Genomic DNA, 16,749 nt, shown 5'->3' on the forward strand with positions numbered 1-16,749 from the left:
ATATAGTGCGAACACCGAATGATTATTATTATCTAGTTTTATCATATATATAACCTCTAATGTAGAATGATATATCCTTCATACTGATTATACCATGTAGGAATATCACCAACAATAATTATCACACAATAATTCGCCTTACTGGTTGAAACAAAGGAGTCATTTATTTGTGTTAATAAAGACATAAGGTGTCATTCATCACCCACTTACTTATCGCCGTTGAAGTGGGCGACTTCTGACGCTAAAAGTTAAATAAGATGGTAAGTATTCCCATAGCAATATCGATAAAAAATGTTGGAAATCCAGTGATTACTATTTCCTTACATGTCATAAAAAATGTATCAACTTGTACTATACGTAATGTATTTTTCTTCGAGTAAAAATGCGTGAGCATAACTATAAAAGTGATAAGTGCTCCTATAGCAGTTGCTAGTCCTGCTCCAAATATTCCCATATCGAAAGTAAACACAAACATATAATCGCCAACAACGTTGAATAATCCACCTGCTAAGACACCTGCTGTTGCTAATCCAGGATGATTATCATTTCGCAAGAAAGCTGCTAGCATTTGATTAAATAAAAATACAGGCAATACAATTTTTACTGGTAATACATATGCACTTGCTAGTTCAAGCAAATTTGGATCGGCACCAAATAAAACTAGGATTTGCTTCTCATACAAAAGCAAAGCAACCCAAGCGAGTAGTGCAAACACTATAGAACCAATAAGAGCAACACTGAAATACATATTTGCTCGATATGTATCTTTTTCTTTTTGCCCCATCATTGTACTAAACATTACAGAACCACCAACACCCATTAGTAAACCTAAACTGTAGATCACATTCCAAATTGGTGCAACCACAGCAAGTGCTGCAGTTCCTTCTGGACCTTGATAATTCCCTACCATCGCCATATCAACTAATGAATAAATTGATGTAATCATCGCACCACCAAACGCTGCGGCTAAATATTTCGTATATGTATGTTTGATATTTCCTTGTAATAAACTCATAAAACTCTCCCCTCTTCAAACAAAAAACCGGATAAGATACGAACAGTGACAATCTTCTTATCCGGTGCTTTCATACGCAAAAGCAACGCTCCAAAAATTGTATATTCGCTATCTTATCCGGTCTTATACTTACGTTTATAAGTCCTCCGATAACTGATGTCTACAGTAACAAAATGCGCTTTGTTTGTCAAACATCATTTTATTCTTCTGTATCTAGAATTTGCACATCAAGAATATCATCAAAAAGAATTCTCTGTTTATCTTTTAACATGATATATCGTTCATCAACACTCATCTTTCTAACAAATGCATGAAGTGTAATAATTTTACCACCTGCCTTTTTAGCATCTGGCTCAAAATATGAAACACGTATGTCTGGTGTATTTGTAATATTTATAAATACTTGCTGTAACATATCATTGATTTGAGTCTTCTTTTCTTCTGATAATACAGGTCGATGATCCGTAAGTCTTGCTTTTTCTGCAAGTGCTTGATCATATCCAGTAAGTGCTGCAAATGGTGCAAATTGTGCTGCGCGATTACGTAGCGACATTGGTTGATGTTTTTTTGAAATTGGACGAGTGAGATTCATGATATCCCCATACTTTTTTAATACTTGATCATCACGTTTCATTTCTTATGTCCTCCAATTTGATTGTTGCGATCTTTTGCAGTTGCACCATCTAGTAAACTCGTTGCTTTCAATACTGCATTTTTACCAAACTTCTGTTTGATTTTAAGCAGTGCTTCTTGTTCTTTACGCTCTTTATCTAAGTAGGCATTTTGTTGTTGCTTTTCTTTTTCAATCGTTTCATAATCTGTAAAAAGATCCAATTGATCCGATTTCTTTTTAGGTTTAATCACAGTACCTTCAGGAAATGTCGCAAACGACATACTAATTCTACGTACAAGCAACCCTTTGTGCACCAAGCGGTCAAATAACGCCAATAGCGCTTGTGTAATTAAAGAAGCTGAAGATGTTAGCTGTTCACGGTTTTGTGTCCCATGCGCACTCTTAGGCACCTGACGTCCATAAAAATCCGTTGTAACTTCTCCTGTGTATGCATTACGTATTTCTGGAATTTGCAAGCTCTCTTTATCATATCCAACAGTAAGCACCACTTTATTGGTTACAAGCCTTTTCTCTAACATATCAAGAGCAAGTGCTTCTGCCATTTCTTTCACGATAATTCGCGCTTTGGAAAATGGATATGGCGAATGCAGGACTTGGCCTGCACCAAAACTATGATTTGCAGGTTTATAGTTTTTTATTTCCTTCATCGTACATGGTTCATATCCCCACGCATGATCAATAAGCAATTCTGCATTCACACCAAACAAACGATATAGCACTTCCTCATTTTCTAATGAACAACGTGCGATATCTCCCATAGTATACAGACCGTGTGCTTCTAATTTCTTTGTATATCCACGACCAACACGCCAAAAATCAATAAGTGGGCGATGATTCCACAAGGTATGACGATATTCCATTTCATCTAGTGATGCAATGCGTACGCCATCTTTATCAGGTTCAATATGCTTAGCAACAATATCCATTGCTACTTTTGCTAAATACAAATTACTTCCGATTCCCGCAGTCGCAGTAATTCCAGTTTGTTTATATATATCTTGTACAATTCTTAGTGTTAATTCATGTGCACTTATTTTATATGTATCTAAGTATGGTGTTACATCAATGAAAACTTCATCAATGGAATATACATGAATATCTTCTTTTGACACATACGTCAAATACACTTCATAAATTTGCGAACTAATTTCAATGTATTTTGCCATCTGTGGTGGTGCTACGATAAAATCCACCTCGTAATCAGGATGTGTAGCTAAAAACTGTGCATCATAACTATCATCGATAAATGTACGATTTGTCGCTTTCTTAATTCGTTCTTGATTTACTTCACGTATTATTTTTTGTACTTCAAACAAACGTGGTCTGCCAGGTACTCCATACGCTTTTAATGATGGGGATACTGCCAAACAAATAGTCTTTTGCGTACGACTATTATCTGCCACAACTAAATTCGTTGTTAGTGGATTTAAATTTCGTTCTTTGCATTCTACCGAAGCGTAGAATGATTTTAAGTCGATTGCAATATATGTATGATTCATTCAAGCTCCTTTCACCATCTTCTATAACTATAGTTTACTATACTTTGATACATGAATCATGTAAAAAAAATACTTCATCAAGAAGTATTTTACGCTTTTCTAATAATATCTTTTCTCATGTAATAATCATCCATAACAAAACCATTACCGATGTCATTTACTGCTTCTTCAAAGATTTCAAATCCCATTTTCTTATATTTAGCAATTGTAAGTTCATTATCTTTATTGCAAGTTAACCAAATTCCAGTTGACCCTTTTTCACGTGCAAGTAGTTCAATAAACTTTAAAGCAAAGCGACCATATCCTTGTCCGCGTGCACTTTCTTTTAAGTAAAACTTACTTAAGAAAGCATCTTCACCTTCTTTGAACACAATTGCGATATAACCAATTGGTTGGCCATCAATGATTTTGAAATATGTATAGTTTTCTTCTTCCATTTGACGTGTCATCGCTTCTTCATTTTGAAAATGTTCTAGCATATACGTCACTTGTTCTTGTCCAATAATTGGCAAGAAATGTTGACTCCATATTTCTTTAGCCAAACTTGCTAATAATGTTACATCATTTGTATCACATTTAAGTATTTCAATCATATGCGTTTCCCCTATTCATACAGTTATTTAAACAACATTCACTGGCAAAGTCAACGGAAATATTAGATGACAGAAAAAAGGATTCGAACAAATGTTCAAACCCTTATGAATTACTCTGCAAATTGTGCATTATACAATTGTTCGTAATATCCTTTTTTCGCTAATAGTGTTTCGTGGTTTCCTTGTTCCACAATGTTTCCATCTTTCATCACCAAAATGACATCTGCATTTTTTATTGTTGATAGACGGTGCGCAATCACAAAACTTGTTCTTCCTTCCATGATTTTCGACATCGCTTCTTGAAGCATTTGCTCCAAACGTGTATCGACTGAACTTGTTGCTTCATCAAGAATCATGATTTTTGGATCAGCAACAATTGCTCGTGCAATTGTTAGTAACTGCTTCTCACCTTGCGAGATATTATTTCCTTCTTCATTAATCACCATGTTATATCCATCAGGTAATGTACGAATGAAGTGATGTGCATTTGCAATTTTTGCAGCTTCTTCAATTTGCTCATCAGTAGCATGATCGACTCCATACGCAATATTTTCTTTAATCGTTCCTTTAAATAGCCATGTATCTTGTAAAACCATTCCAAACATACTACGCAGATCATCACGTGCTAAATCACGTATATCAACACCATCAACACAAATTGCTCCACCATTTACATCATAGAAGCGCATTAATAAATTGATCAGTGTTGTTTTTCCTACTCCTGTCGGACCAACGATTGCCACCATTTGTCCAGACTTAATATCAACAGATAAATCATGCAATAAAATCGTATCTGGTGTATAACCAAAGGCAACATCCTTCATTTGCACAGAACCATGTACATCTGCAATTGTTTTTGGTTGCTTACGATCTGGCAATTCTTCTGTAGCATCTAAGACTTCAAAAATACGAACTAATGAAGCAACTGCAGCTTGCAAGATTTGAATTAAATCACTCATTTGGTTTAGAGGATCAGAAACTTGCCAGATGTAACGAATAAATGCTTGTAGTTGTCCAACTAACATCACTCCTGCTAATACATCAAGACCACCTAAATACACAACAACACCAATACATAAATATGTAATTAAGTTAATTCCAGGAGTAAGCATTCCACTCACAAACTGAGACATAAAACTTTGATTACAAAGGTTTTGATTTACTGCCATGAACTCTTCAATAGAATCCTCTTGTTTATCAAAAAGCATGATTTCTTTATATCCACTGTATTTCTCTTGAATAACCCCATTTAAATCTCCAAGTGCATTTTGTAAGTTTTGATATCTTGGTTGAGATTTCTTCACGATGAATTTTCCATATACTAAAGTGAATGGAAGAATTAGTGTAACAATCAGTGCAAGTTTTACATTGATTGCATACATCGCTCCAATTGCAAATAACAACATTAAAATACTCGATACAAAGACGGCTAAACTTTGTTGGAGTGCATTACTTACTGTTTCAACATCACTAGCCATACGACTCATCAAATCACCAGTTGTATGCTTATCAAAATACGAAACGGGTAATTTATGGATTTTCACATTGATTGCTTGTCGTAAATCTTTCATCATATTTTGAATTGCTTCTGTAAGAATGAATTGATATAAAATACGACTTCCTGAACCAGTTATGTAGATTCCAAGCAATACTGCAATTAACTGTAAAATATATTGAAAATTGATTGCTCCATTTTTACTAACAACGCTTAATAAATATGTCGTAATCATCCCTTCTACATACGGTGCAACAACTGTCATCGTTGAAGCAAGTACAATAAAGAAGATAGAGAAGATAAAAAACTTTTTAAATGGAGCGATAAATGGCATTAAGTCTTTAAGTATTTGTTTTAATTGTTTCATAGTGCCAACTCCTTTTCACTTAACTGACTACGTGCGATTTCTTGATAGATTTCACATGTTTCTAACAATTCACGATGCGTTCCTTTTCCAACAATTGTTCCATTGTTTAAGACGATAATTTGATCAGCATTCATAATCGAGCTAACTCTTTGAGCAACAATTAACGTAATTGCATCTTCTGTTTCTGATAATAAGTTTTTACGTACTTCTGCATCCGTTTTGAAATCAAGTGCAGAAAAGGAATCATCAAAGATATAAATTTCTGGCTTTCTAACAACCGCACGAGCAATGGATAGTCTTTGTCTTTGACCACCAGAGACATTTGTTCCACTTTCAGCAATACAGTCTTCAAATTGTTGTGGCTTATCTTGAATGAATTCATACGCATTCGCAACTTTTGATGAAGCAACAACTTCATCTTCACTTGCATCATGTTTTCCATATTTAATATTTTCTTTGATCGTTCCTGAAAACAACAAAGCTTTTTGCGGAATAAAACCAATTTTTTGACGAAGTGTTTTGATATCGTATTTACGCACATCGACTCCATCCACTTTAATGTTTCCAGCACTTACATCATAAAAACGCGGGATTAAATTAATAAGAGTACTTTTCCCACTTCCCGTACTTCCAATAAATGCAACAGTTTGTCCTTTATGTGCTTCAAAACTGATGTTTTGTAAGACTGGCAATTCCCCATCTGGATATTGAAAACTCACTTGATCAAAAACAAGTGTAGTATCTTCTTTTCCTTCAAATACTGGATTGCTTGGATTTTTGATAGCAACTTCAACATTTAACATTTCTTCAATACGATCCGCACTTACTTTTGCACGTGGATACATCATAAACATATTTGAAAATAACATAAGTGAGAATAAGGCATGGAACATATATTCTCCAAATGCCATCAGTTGTCCAACTTGTAGATTTCCTGCATCAATTAAGTTAGATCCAACCCAGTAAATAATCAAACCAGCACTATTTAAAATAAAGAAGAATAATGGTTGCCCAATGGCCATCAATTTAAATAGTTTCTTTGCTACATTTGTATAGTCTTCACTAGTTTGGCTAAAGCGTTGTTCTTCATATTTATTTTTACGAAATGCTCGAATGACACGTACACCTGTAATATTCTCTCTTGTGATTCGATTTAAATTATCCATCTCTTTTTGTTGTTTCTTTGATAATGGACCACTTGCTTTGGCAATAAGATAAATCGAAAATATGATAATTGGTAAACTTCCAATGATGACCATTGCTAAGTTTTGACTTGTTTTAATAACCATGAAAAAACTAGCTACAATCATAACTGGCGTTAATAAACCTGTACGCATTAACATGTTGGTAAATTGCATCAACATATAGGCATCAGGATTCGTTCTTGTGATCATACTTGAAACACCAAACATATTGTATTCTCTAGGTGAATACGTCTGCGTCTTTTTGAAAATATCATTACGAATATCTCGCACGACATAACTACTCATTCGAGCTCCACAAAACGAAAGAATTAATCGACCAACTCCCCCACATATTGCAATTAGCACTAAATATAGCAACATCGTTTTCATCAGCGCTACATCATGATTGCGAATTCCCTTATCTACGATTTGCGCCACAATAGAAGGAATTCCTAATTCCGCAATAATAAAACCTGCAATCCCCACAAAGTTCAATACCAGTATCCAACTATATCTTCGCAAATATTTCCATAAAAACTTCATACTTCACCTCTTGTAAATCCTCTTAATCTAAACTATACTAAACTATAAGGTAACCTTATAGTCAACACATAGGAGAAAGAAAGTGAAAAAGAATACATATTTAACTTCAGGAGAGTTCGCAAAACTGTGCGGTGTAGAAAAACACGTATTATTTTACTATGATGAAATAGGTTTATTCTCTCCTGTATATACGAAAGAAAATGGCTATCGATATTATACATATCGTCAATTTGATACATTTGAAATGATCAAATGTCTACAAAAAATGAATATGTCATTAGAAGATATTAAGTTTTATTTAGAAAAACGATCACCAGAACTATTTATTTCCCTTCTTGAAGAAAAAGAGAAGAAAATCCAGAGTCAAATAGATGAACTTAAAGCAATATCGCAAATGGTTCAACGTTTTGCCTCAAATACAAATGAAGGAATGCAAGTCAAAGCTGATGAAATTACAATCGATTATTATCCAAAACAAAACATTATCTTAAGTTATCCCATCAAACATGGTAAGGAAAAGGATTTAACTTTATCACTTATTAACTTTCAAACCTATGCAAATAAGCATATGCTCGTTATTCAAAAAAACGTAAAATACGTAATGCGTATTGATACACTAAACACAAAAGATTTTAGTACACCTGACTTTTTATACACAGAAGCCAACAAATATATTAAAGGTGTTACTACCCTTCGTAAAGAAATAATGATGCTTACCATTATTCATGAAGGTGACTACGATAGTTTACCTGTCACATATAATAAACTACTTGATTATGCAAAAGAACACGACATACCGCTTGGTGAATATGTTTATGAAGACTATTTATTTAGTCGATTAAACCAACAAGACCCAAGTAAATATCGCACCAAAATTATGATGGAAACTAAATTACCAATAAAAAATGTTGATCGTAGCTGACCAACATTTTTTGATTTATGCTTTATCTTTGATTGGAATCCAAATAGCACTTTCAAAATCGTAATCTTCGATTTTTCCGTTTTTGTACCATTCAATACTAATTGGTAAAGAAATTTCATATTCAGGGTGATTAGGAATCCATTCTTTAAAGATTCTTGTGTTTGTTGTTTGAAGTGCGTGTGGCATTGGACCAACAACTGGGAAAATCATCCATGTACTTGCAGGAACTTCAAATAGTGTGAATCCTTCAGGAACTTCTCCACCTTCATACATACCTGCAATATAATAATCGAATGAACCGCTTTCTTGGCGCTCATCAAAACAAACACCAAACTCACCAATGTGATGTTTTTCATATACTGCTACTTCTTTAGAATTCGGATTCATACACTCTTTGCGGTATTCTTCCCAATACTTTGGAATCTCTTGATAAGCAGTTTCATACACCACTTCATACTTTTTACCAATCATTTTCATTACGCCTTTGTCTTTTGCAAAATTTTGCATATCTTGTCCTCCTTTGACATCAATTACAAGTCGTAGAGGTTGAAATATTGTAATCTTAGATGGATGTTGTTGTAACTTTGTCGGAGAAACTCCATGCATTCGTGTGAAAGCTTTACTAAAACTCTCAGGTGTTTCATAGCCATACGTATAAGCAATATCAATCATCTTCTCTTTTGCTTGAAGTACATCTAGTGCAGCTAAGTAAAGTTTGCGATTTCGAATATACTCTCCTACTGTATAACCCGTCACGATTTTAAAACTTTGTTGGAAATACATCGGTGAGATTCCAACAGAACTAGCAACTTCATTTACTGTGACATTTTCCTTTAAGTGTTTCTCAATATAGTTCAATCCATTTGTTAGTGCATCCATCCAGTTCATATTTCTACCCTCTTTCTTGTACTGTCATTGTACGAACAATCACTAAGGACATCTTGTCATTTTTCACAAACATTTGTCAACTACATATAACCTTACATCATTGTAATATGCTATTTCTTGTTTTTTGTAGTCCAATTCTATACAATGTGTAAAAGGAAGTGTGCTATGGATTTTATATTACAATTAATCGAACCTCACTATTTACGCTTTGCCAGATATGTTTTCGTATTGCTGGCATTTTTGATTTTTATTGAAATTAAACGCTTAATTTTATACCGTCAAGAAAAGCAACGAATCTTAGCTGTCTTAAACGTAGGTAACGGAGTCGAAAAAATACCAATCACGAATTATGAAGTGACAATTGGACGAGCTTCGACTTGTGATGTCATCATTAACTTACGATTTATCTCTAAGCAACATGCTGTATTGGTCATGAATGATGATGGATATTGGAACTTAACGGATACACGTTTTGCTGGCGATATACTGGTAAATGATCAAAAAGCAGATGATCAAACACCGATTCATATGGGAGATACGATTTCCCTTTCTGGTGTAGAGATGGTCATTCAACCACCAACATATGACAATATCAAAGCATATGAAGAAAAACTACATAAACAAAAGAAACGTCTTTCTTTTAAATTTATGCAAAGGTTGAAGTTCATTGGCCGTAAAGATGGTAGTTATGCTAAAGCAATGGTGTTATTGAACATCTTTCAAATCTTAACTTGCATCCAAATGTATTTTGCAATTGATGCAACCTATCACAAAGAAATATTTTTGAGTTTTGGTGCATTATTTATCTTACCTTGGCTTTGTATTCCAATCGGTAAAATGCTAAAACTTAAAAACTTAGGAGCGGAAGCTGCCGCATTTTTTCTTACTACCATTGGATTTAGTATGATTGCTAGCGCTAATCCGCAAGATGTCTATAAGCAATTATTTGCCTGTATTATCGGAATTGTACTTTATATTATTTTATGTCTAGCCTTACAAAATTTAGATACAATTATGAAATTGCGTCGTTATGCTGCATTATTATCCATTCTTATTCTTGCATTTACCCTTGTGTTTGGAAGTAATATCAATGGTCAAACTAACTGGATTCGTCTAGGTCCACTGAGTTTACAAACCTCCGAGTTAGTAAAAGTGCTCTTTATCTTTGCCAGTAGTGCAACACTCAACTGGCTATTTAAAAGTAAAAATCTAAGAAATTTGATTGTCTATTCAACCGCATGTGTTGGTTTACTATTCTTAATGGGAGATTTTGGAACTGCATTAATATTCTTTGTTACTTTCATTATTTTGATGTTTATGACAAGTGGAGATATCAAAGCAATCTTTATGACATTACTTGTTTCTGGATTGGGTGGACTTATGGTGTTAAGTTTTCGTCCATATATTATGCGTCGATTTGAAACTTGGCGACATGTATTTGCACATATGTATGATTCAGGATATCAACAAGCAAGTGCGCTTATTGCACTAGCTAGTGGTGGTCTATTAGGTCTTGGTGTTGGAAATGGATTTGCGAAAAATATCTTTGCTGCTGATACGGATATCGTTATTGCTATGATCGGTGAAGAATGGGGGCTATTGATTGCCATCATGGTCGCAATTATGTTTTTAGTAATATTACTAGGTGCCATTCGTTCACATAAAGTTGCACGAAGTAGTTATTATGTAATTGCCGCATGTGCTGCAGCAGGTATGTTTGTTATTCAAGCTGCACTAAATATCTTTGGAGCACTTGATGTACTTCCTTTCACTGGAGTTACCCTGCCATTTGTAAGTAACGGTGGTAGTAGTATTGTAGGAAGTTGGGGTTTACTTAGCTTTATCAGTGCCTCATTAAACTATGCGACACCAAATGAACACCAAGAAGTAAAACCAGTTGATGTTGGAGGTGAAGAGTAATGAAACGAATCTCTGCAAGAGCAAAGTACTTAGTTATCTTAATGGTTGCCTTTATTGCATGTGCAGCAATCTTTGCAAGTGACTACATTACTGGTGCAAGTAGTTGGGTCAGTTATCAAACCAATCAAAACATTTATCACGATGGTGAACTTACCGTTGCTGGAGAAATTTATTCTTCTGATGGGGTGCGTTTACTAAGTTCTAGTGCAAATGGAATGATGTATGCAGATGATATGAATGTTCGCTTAGCAACCTTACATACAATTGGTGATAAAAATGATAGCATTTCAAATAGTATTTTAACTACAAAACGAGATAAACTGATTGGTTACAATGTTCTAAATGGCCTTTTCGATTCAAAAAGTAAAGAGCATGAAATGCAACTAACCATCAATGCACAATTATCAAGTTTAGCCTATCAATCACTAGGTGCAAATCATGGTGCTGTTGCGATTATGAACTACAAAACAGGTGAAGTTCTAACAATGGTATCAAAACCATCATTTGATCCAGACAACCCACCAAGTGATGATGCAAGTGATGAAGATGGTATTTACTTAAATCGTGTACTTAATGGTTTATATGTTCCTGGTTCAATTATGAAACTTGTCACTACATATGCAGCAATTGAAAACATCAGCGACATTGAAAGTCAAACATTTGATTGTCAAGGTGGAATTACCATTGGTGATCAATGGATTGAATGTAATGGTGTACATGGTCATCAAACATTTGAGCAAGCACTTGCCAACTCATGTAATATAGCTTTTGGTTTAATTGCAAATCAATTAGGTAATGATACCCTAGCAAACTATGTAGATAAAAGTGGTTTAACCGCAAGTACAAATATCGATGGTGCAAAAACAAGCCCATCGCGTTTCAATCTAGAAAATGCATCAAGTGCAGATCTTGCGTGGGCAGGTATTGGACAATATACAACATTAGTTAATCCAATGCAGTTTCTTGAATATGTATCTGCAATTGCAAATGATGGTACATTAGAAGCCACACATTACATTAAAGATACTTCTTTTCTATCATCGATCACAAAGATGACAGAAAGTGATACGCGTTTACTTGATGAAACTAGTGCTAAAAAGCTTCAAGAATTAATGCGAAATAATACAATGCAAAACTATGGAGATTATAATTTTGCAGGTTTAAATATTGCAGCAAAAACTGGTACTGCTGAAGTTGAAAATGATAATCCACATGCATGGTTTGTAGGTTTCTCAGCAAATGAAGATACACCATATGCTTTTGTCTTCATCGTTGAAAATGCCAGTTATACAGGTGCTGCAATGGATGCAGCTATCAATGTATTAAATCAAATCCCAAATATCATAAAATAAAAACGCAGACACCTGCGTTTTTTTAGTCGACGGATTTTAAAGCTTCAATCATATGAATATGTTTTAATTTAACATGAGTAATACATGTCACAATAAGTGTAAATGCAATTGTTAAAGCTGCTGCAATCGCATATGCGTATCCTTTAATGACTACTGGGAATACTGCCAAATCAGAAGATGCCATTGCAAGAATAAACCATGTAAGTACATAACCTACACCAAATCCTATTACGATACCAATAATGGTAAAGAATATGTTTTCTCGAACAATATGCATGGTTACTTCCTCGCTATGAAATCCTAGTACTTTTAGTGTTGCAAGTTCTCTTTCCCTTTCTGATATGTTGATATTTGTTAGGTTATACAACACAACAAACGCTAAAGTTCCACTTAGTAAGATAATAATAATCACAACTGGTGATAAACTATCGACTAGTTTTGCTTGTTTATCTTTTTGTGTACTCATATAGGTTACATTTTGCACACCTTCTTTTTTCATAAGTGCTTCACGTAAGTCTTGCTCTGCACGGGAATTCATATGATCAGTCTTCACTAAGAATGTATTATCATGCACCGCTTTCTCAATAACATTTTCATAATACGTACTTGATACATACACATTATGTCCTAGATAGTTTTCAGCAATTCCTTTAACTGTAAGTGTGTATATATCTCCTTGTGCATTTGCCATCTCAATTTGATCACCTACTTGTACATCAAATATTTGCGCAAGACGATCGCTAATAATCGCTCCATCTTCTGCTAAGGAAAGTTGTTTACTTGAATCACGTAAATCAAAGAATTCTGTATATGTAGTGTTTGTATTTAGCACATATAAAGATGCATTTTGCTTACTTACATCTGAACCAGAAAATGTGACTTGTTCGCTATAAACATCAAGTACTTGTTTTACTTTTGGATCTTTTGTAATAAAGGTATCCACTTGATTAAGTATACTTTGATCAACATCACTTTCCATTGTAATAATTGCATCACTTTTTTGAAGTTCATCAAATTGAAGTGTTGCTGGTGCTCCAATGGAAGACATTAAACCAAAACCTGTCACCATCAATCCACAGCATCCAGCAATTCCACTAATCGTTAAGATAGAACGACCTTTATATCTAAACATATTACGGAATGTGACTTTCATTTGAAAACTAAGATGTGACCAAAGTAAAGTGAATCTTTCAAGTAAAATTCGCTTACCTGACTTTGGTGCTTTTGGTTGTAATAGTACAGTTGGTTTTTCTCTAACATCTTTAACTAGTACATATGCAGTTGAACACAATGTACTAGCTAAAGATAGCCCTGTTGCAATCAAAATCGGAATACTCCAATAATGGGTTTCATATGTTGGAATAATATACTGTGATTGCAACATCGTAAATACAACGGCAGGAAGTAACTTTGTTCCTACAAGTACTCCTGTTCCAATTCCAATACTTGATGCAATAAGTGCATACAGTACATACTTGATTGCAATTTCTCCATTATGGTATCCAAGTGCTTTCAGCGTTCCTATCTCTTTACGATTTTCTTCGATCATTCGTGTAATTGTCGTAAAGGTAATAAGAATCGCAATCGCAAAAAAGAAGATTGGAAATGCATTGGCAATCGCATCGATTCTATCAGATAAACTCGTATATTCACTAAAACCAGGTAAATCCTTTCGCTGATTGGTAATGTATGTAGCTTCATGCATCAAAGCAATATCACTCTTAGCCTGTTTAATTTCAACTTTTTCTTCATCTATTTTTGTTTGATTTTCAAGCAGTGTTGCTTGTGTTTTTAAAAGTGTTGCTTCTTGCTTAACAAGTTCTTGTTGCCCACTCTCGATTTGAATTAGTCCAGCATTTGCTTGTTGTAATCCATTTTCTATTTGTTGCAATAGTTGCTCAAATTGTGCATTTGCAACATCCGCACCATATTGTGCTTCAATTTGTGCCTTTTGCTGTAATACTGATGCTTTTTGATCTTGCAAGTTTTGGATTTGTCCTTGTACTTCTTGCTTTTGTGTATCTAGATTAACTTTTTGATTTTGAATGGTTGATAGTCCTGTACTCACTTGGGTTTTGGCATTATCCAATTCTTGTTGTTGCTCATTGAGCTTTGTTTCATTTTCTTGAATCGTTGTATAAGCATCTTGCTGCAATTCTTCTTTGCGTTCGACTTTTCGCACACTTAGAAAATCATCCAGTGTTTTTGTATAACTTTGTAGTTTTGTTTTATATTCACTAGAAAACATATCTACATTTTCTAAATCTTGAAATTGTATGTACATGATAGAAGTCACATCACTAGCAATTGCATCATCTGTAACATAAGCAAATCCATGTAACTGTCCATCACCAATATTTGTAACACCACGCTCTGCATTTGCAATAAATAATACAGATTTTACATATCCAACTACGCGGAACTCTTTATGGACTAATCCATCATCATCCAGTTGCATGATACTACCTAATGGATACTGCTTCTTTAGTTGCTCGTCTACAACAATTTCATCAGCATTTGATGGTAGGCTTCCTTCTTGTAGCAGTAATTCGTTTTGTATCGAATTTTTTGCGATATCGTATATTTGAAGGTTTTTTTGTTTTGTTTCTTCAATTACTGGAAAACTATAAGCCAAATCAATATTTGCAGTTTTCAGTTTACTTTCTAATTGTTCTTTATCTTGTTGTGAAAAACCAAGCGTGGATTGTACAACGATATCTGACATACTTTGTTTGTCGATGACTTGTTGTAGACTACTTTCTAAATCTGGTCCAACTGACTTGATTCCTACAAACAAAAGCACACCCATGAAAATAATCAAAACAATAGCGATAAAACGCCCAAATGATTGTTTAATTTCACGGAATGTGGTTTGAATATACAATCGTAACTTCATTACCAGACCAACTCCTCTACAGCTACAGGATGTTCATTAATTTCAATCTTCTTTACCTTTGCATCATTAATATGAATCACCTTATGTGCAATTGGTGCAATAGCATGATTATGTGTAATGATAACTACTGTTTTCTTAAATTTCTTACATGTATTTTGGAGAAGTTTTAAAACTTGTATTCCTGTTTTAAAATCAAGCGCTCCAGTTGGTTCATCACAAAGCAATAATTTAGGATTTTTAGCAAGTGCACGAGCAATCGCTACACGTTGTTGTTCCCCCCCAGATAATTGTGAAGGAAAGTTTGACATCCGGTTTTCCAATCCAACATCTTTTAACACTTGTTCCACATCTAATGCATCTTTAGAGACTGCAGTAGCAAGTTCTACATTTTCTTTTGCAGTTAGGTTAGGCACAAGGTTATAAAATTGAAAGACAAAGCCAACATCAGTTCTTCGATAATTTGTTAATTGTCGACTATTGTATGTAGCAATATTCTCACCATCAATGATAATATCTCCATCTGTCGGGCTATCCATTCCCCCTAATATATTCAAAATGGTACTTTTTCCTGCACCACTAGGTCCTAATATAACAACAAGTTCACCTTCATCAATTTCAAAATTCATGTCTTCATTTGCAATGATTTCATGTGATCCCATTTTATAAATTTTAAATTCGTGTTTTACTTCAATATATGACATAGGTCCTCCAATATTTCAACACTATGTTGATTTCATCCCACACTGTTATTATAATAAAAGTAAGAAAGGTAGACAATATGCAAAGCACATCAAAGTGTTATTGATTCAACACTTTTGTGATAATTGTCGAAAGTACGAACTATGGCTGGAGTTAAAAATAACCGACGTGTCCAATATACAAAACACGTAATCAAAGAAGCGTTCCTCTCTTTGCTCGAACTAAAAGAATTATCTAAAGTAAGCGTAAAAGAAATTTGCGAATTAGCAGACATTAATCGTGGTACATTTTATTTGCATTATCAAGATACTACAGATTTGTTCAATCAAATCGAAGATGAACTTATGGAAAGTGTGATGCCAATCTTAGCTTTTGATGGAGAGCGATTTATTCATGTATGGTTAAGTAAATTGATTCATTTATTAAATCAAAATCGTGCAGTAAGTCGTATTATTTTAAGTGATTACCAAAATAGCCGATTGGTACATAAAGTATTTGCCAAGGTACAAGACATGGCATTGCATGATTTCCAAATGGAATTCAATGAAGAAGATCCACGAATTTTAAATCTATATTTTGTCTTCTTCGTACAAGGAACCATAGGAACCATCCTTGAGTGGTTAAAAGATGATCATGGCGTCAGTGAGAAAGAATTAACCGATTCACTTACAGATGTACTAGAGCGAATGAGTATTCATGATTTGAACCACTTGTAGGTTTATTGATATAGGTCTACTATATG

Annotated in this window: 13 protein-coding genes; 4 read left to right on the forward strand and 9 right to left on the reverse strand. The window is 34.2% G+C overall.

Annotation, left to right across the window (positions count from 1 at the left end):
* Positions 1 to 241: 241 nt before the first annotated feature.
* The 6 genes from M2098_RS04830 to M2098_RS04855 all read right to left on the reverse strand — a co-directional run bounded on the left by M2098_RS04830 (position 242) and on the right by M2098_RS04855 (position 7,330).
* Positions 242 to 1,015 (reverse strand): MATE family efflux transporter, encoded by a 774-nt coding sequence (locus M2098_RS04830; RefSeq protein WP_280682038.1) that lies wholly within the window; start codon positions 1,013 to 1,015, stop codon positions 242 to 244.
* A gap of 199 nt (positions 1,016 to 1,214) precedes the next feature.
* On the reverse strand, positions 1,215 to 1,649 hold the full coding sequence (locus tag M2098_RS04835; RefSeq protein WP_280682040.1) for a hypothetical protein: 435 nt from the start codon (positions 1,647 to 1,649) through the stop codon (positions 1,215 to 1,217).
* The gene (locus tag M2098_RS04840; protein WP_280682042.1) at positions 1,646 to 3,148 is read right to left on the reverse strand and encodes a DNA methylase; all 1,503 of its coding nucleotides are present in this window, start codon (positions 3,146 to 3,148) and stop codon (positions 1,646 to 1,648) included. The genes M2098_RS04835 and M2098_RS04840 overlap by 4 nt, the downstream gene beginning before the upstream one ends.
* An 89-nt stretch (positions 3,149 to 3,237) precedes the next feature.
* Positions 3,238 to 3,741 carry a GNAT family N-acetyltransferase gene (locus M2098_RS04845; protein WP_134168002.1) on the reverse strand — a complete coding sequence of 168 codons (504 nt, stop codon included), beginning with the start codon at positions 3,739 to 3,741 and terminating at the stop codon, positions 3,238 to 3,240.
* A 110-nt stretch (positions 3,742 to 3,851) separates the two neighbouring features.
* Positions 3,852 to 5,603 carry an ABC transporter ATP-binding protein gene (locus tag M2098_RS04850; RefSeq protein ID WP_280682045.1) on the reverse strand — a complete coding sequence of 584 codons (1,752 nt, stop codon included), beginning with the start codon at positions 5,601 to 5,603 and terminating at the stop codon, positions 3,852 to 3,854.
* Positions 5,600 to 7,330, reverse strand: coding sequence for an ABC transporter ATP-binding protein (locus M2098_RS04855; protein ID WP_280682047.1), 1,731 nt, complete (start codon positions 7,328 to 7,330; stop codon positions 5,600 to 5,602). Before M2098_RS04855 ends, M2098_RS04850 begins: the two co-directional genes overlap by 4 nt.
* A gap of 82 nt (positions 7,331 to 7,412) precedes the next feature.
* Between M2098_RS04855 and M2098_RS04860 the strand changes: the two genes are divergently transcribed.
* Positions 7,413 to 8,252, forward strand: coding sequence for a MerR family transcriptional regulator (locus tag M2098_RS04860; protein WP_280682049.1), 840 nt, complete (start codon positions 7,413 to 7,415; stop codon positions 8,250 to 8,252).
* Between the two features lie 15 nt (positions 8,253 to 8,267).
* Here M2098_RS04860 and M2098_RS04865 read toward each other — a convergent pair whose 3' ends face one another.
* A complete protein-coding gene (locus M2098_RS04865) occupies positions 8,268 to 9,140 on the reverse strand; it encodes a helix-turn-helix domain-containing protein (protein WP_280682051.1) in 873 nt (290 codons plus the stop codon).
* Between the two features lie 165 nt (positions 9,141 to 9,305).
* Between M2098_RS04865 and M2098_RS04870 the strand changes: the two genes are divergently transcribed.
* Complete coding sequence (locus M2098_RS04870; protein ID WP_280682053.1) at positions 9,306 to 11,060, forward strand: FtsW/RodA/SpoVE family cell cycle protein; 1,755 nt, start codon at positions 9,306 to 9,308, stop codon at positions 11,058 to 11,060.
* Positions 11,060 to 12,412 (forward strand): penicillin-binding transpeptidase domain-containing protein, encoded by a 1,353-nt coding sequence (locus tag M2098_RS04875; RefSeq protein ID WP_280682054.1) that lies wholly within the window; start codon positions 11,060 to 11,062, stop codon positions 12,410 to 12,412. Before M2098_RS04870 ends, M2098_RS04875 begins: the two co-directional genes overlap by 1 nt.
* 22 nt (positions 12,413 to 12,434) lie before the next feature.
* Here the strand turns inward: M2098_RS04875 and M2098_RS04880 are convergent, their stop codons facing one another.
* Together M2098_RS04880 and M2098_RS04885 are read right to left on the reverse strand one after the other, a co-directional pair.
* Positions 12,435 to 15,308: an FtsX-like permease family protein gene (locus tag M2098_RS04880; protein WP_280682055.1), complete on the reverse strand. Its 2,874-nt coding sequence runs from the start codon at positions 15,306 to 15,308 to the stop codon at positions 12,435 to 12,437.
* On the reverse strand, positions 15,308 to 16,009 hold the full coding sequence (locus M2098_RS04885; RefSeq protein WP_134167986.1) for an ABC transporter ATP-binding protein: 702 nt from the start codon (positions 16,007 to 16,009) through the stop codon (positions 15,308 to 15,310). Before M2098_RS04885 ends, M2098_RS04880 begins: the two co-directional genes overlap by 1 nt.
* A 141-nt stretch (positions 16,010 to 16,150) precedes the next feature.
* On the opposite strand from M2098_RS04885, the gene M2098_RS04890 reads away from it, so the two are divergent.
* Positions 16,151 to 16,723 (forward strand): TetR/AcrR family transcriptional regulator, encoded by a 573-nt coding sequence (locus M2098_RS04890; protein WP_280682056.1) that lies wholly within the window; start codon positions 16,151 to 16,153, stop codon positions 16,721 to 16,723.
* The last annotated feature ends 26 nt before the right edge of the window (positions 16,724 to 16,749 follow it).

The sequence above is a fragment of the Breznakia sp. PFB1-19 genome (assembly GCF_029893935.1).
Lineage (GTDB): Bacteria > Bacillota_I > Bacilli_A > Erysipelotrichales > Erysipelotrichaceae > Breznakia > Breznakia blatticola.

Bases quoted from the DNA above. Each gene is read 5' to 3' on its own strand.
- M2098_RS04870 (WP_280682053.1), top strand. From the start codon at position 9,306: ATGGATTTTATATTACAATTAATCGAACCTCACTATTTACGCTTTGCC.
- M2098_RS04890 (WP_280682056.1), top strand. From the start codon at position 16,151: ATGGCTGGAGTTAAAAATAACCGACGTGTCCAATATACAAAACACGTA.
- M2098_RS04850 (WP_280682045.1), bottom strand. From the start codon at position 5,603: ATGAAACAATTAAAACAAATACTTAAAGACTTAATGCCATTTATCGCT.
- M2098_RS04880 (WP_280682055.1), bottom strand. From the start codon at position 15,308: ATGAAGTTACGATTGTATATTCAAACCACATTCCGTGAAATTAAACAA.
- M2098_RS04830 (WP_280682038.1), bottom strand. From the start codon at position 1,015: ATGAGTTTATTACAAGGAAATATCAAACATACATATACGAAATATTTA.
- M2098_RS04865 (WP_280682051.1), bottom strand. From the start codon at position 9,140: ATGAACTGGATGGATGCACTAACAAATGGATTGAACTATATTGAGAAA.
- M2098_RS04885 (WP_134167986.1), bottom strand. From the start codon at position 16,009: ATGTCATATATTGAAGTAAAACACGAATTTAAAATTTATAAAATGGGA.
- M2098_RS04845 (WP_134168002.1), bottom strand. From the start codon at position 3,741: ATGATTGAAATACTTAAATGTGATACAAATGATGTAACATTATTAGCA.
- M2098_RS04855 (WP_280682047.1), bottom strand. From the start codon at position 7,330: ATGAAGTTTTTATGGAAATATTTGCGAAGATATAGTTGGATACTGGTA.
- M2098_RS04835 (WP_280682040.1), bottom strand. From the start codon at position 1,649: ATGAAACGTGATGATCAAGTATTAAAAAAGTATGGGGATATCATGAAT.
- M2098_RS04840 (WP_280682042.1), bottom strand. From the start codon at position 3,148: ATGAATCATACATATATTGCAATCGACTTAAAATCATTCTACGCTTCG.
- M2098_RS04875 (WP_280682054.1), top strand. From the start codon at position 11,060: ATGAAACGAATCTCTGCAAGAGCAAAGTACTTAGTTATCTTAATGGTT.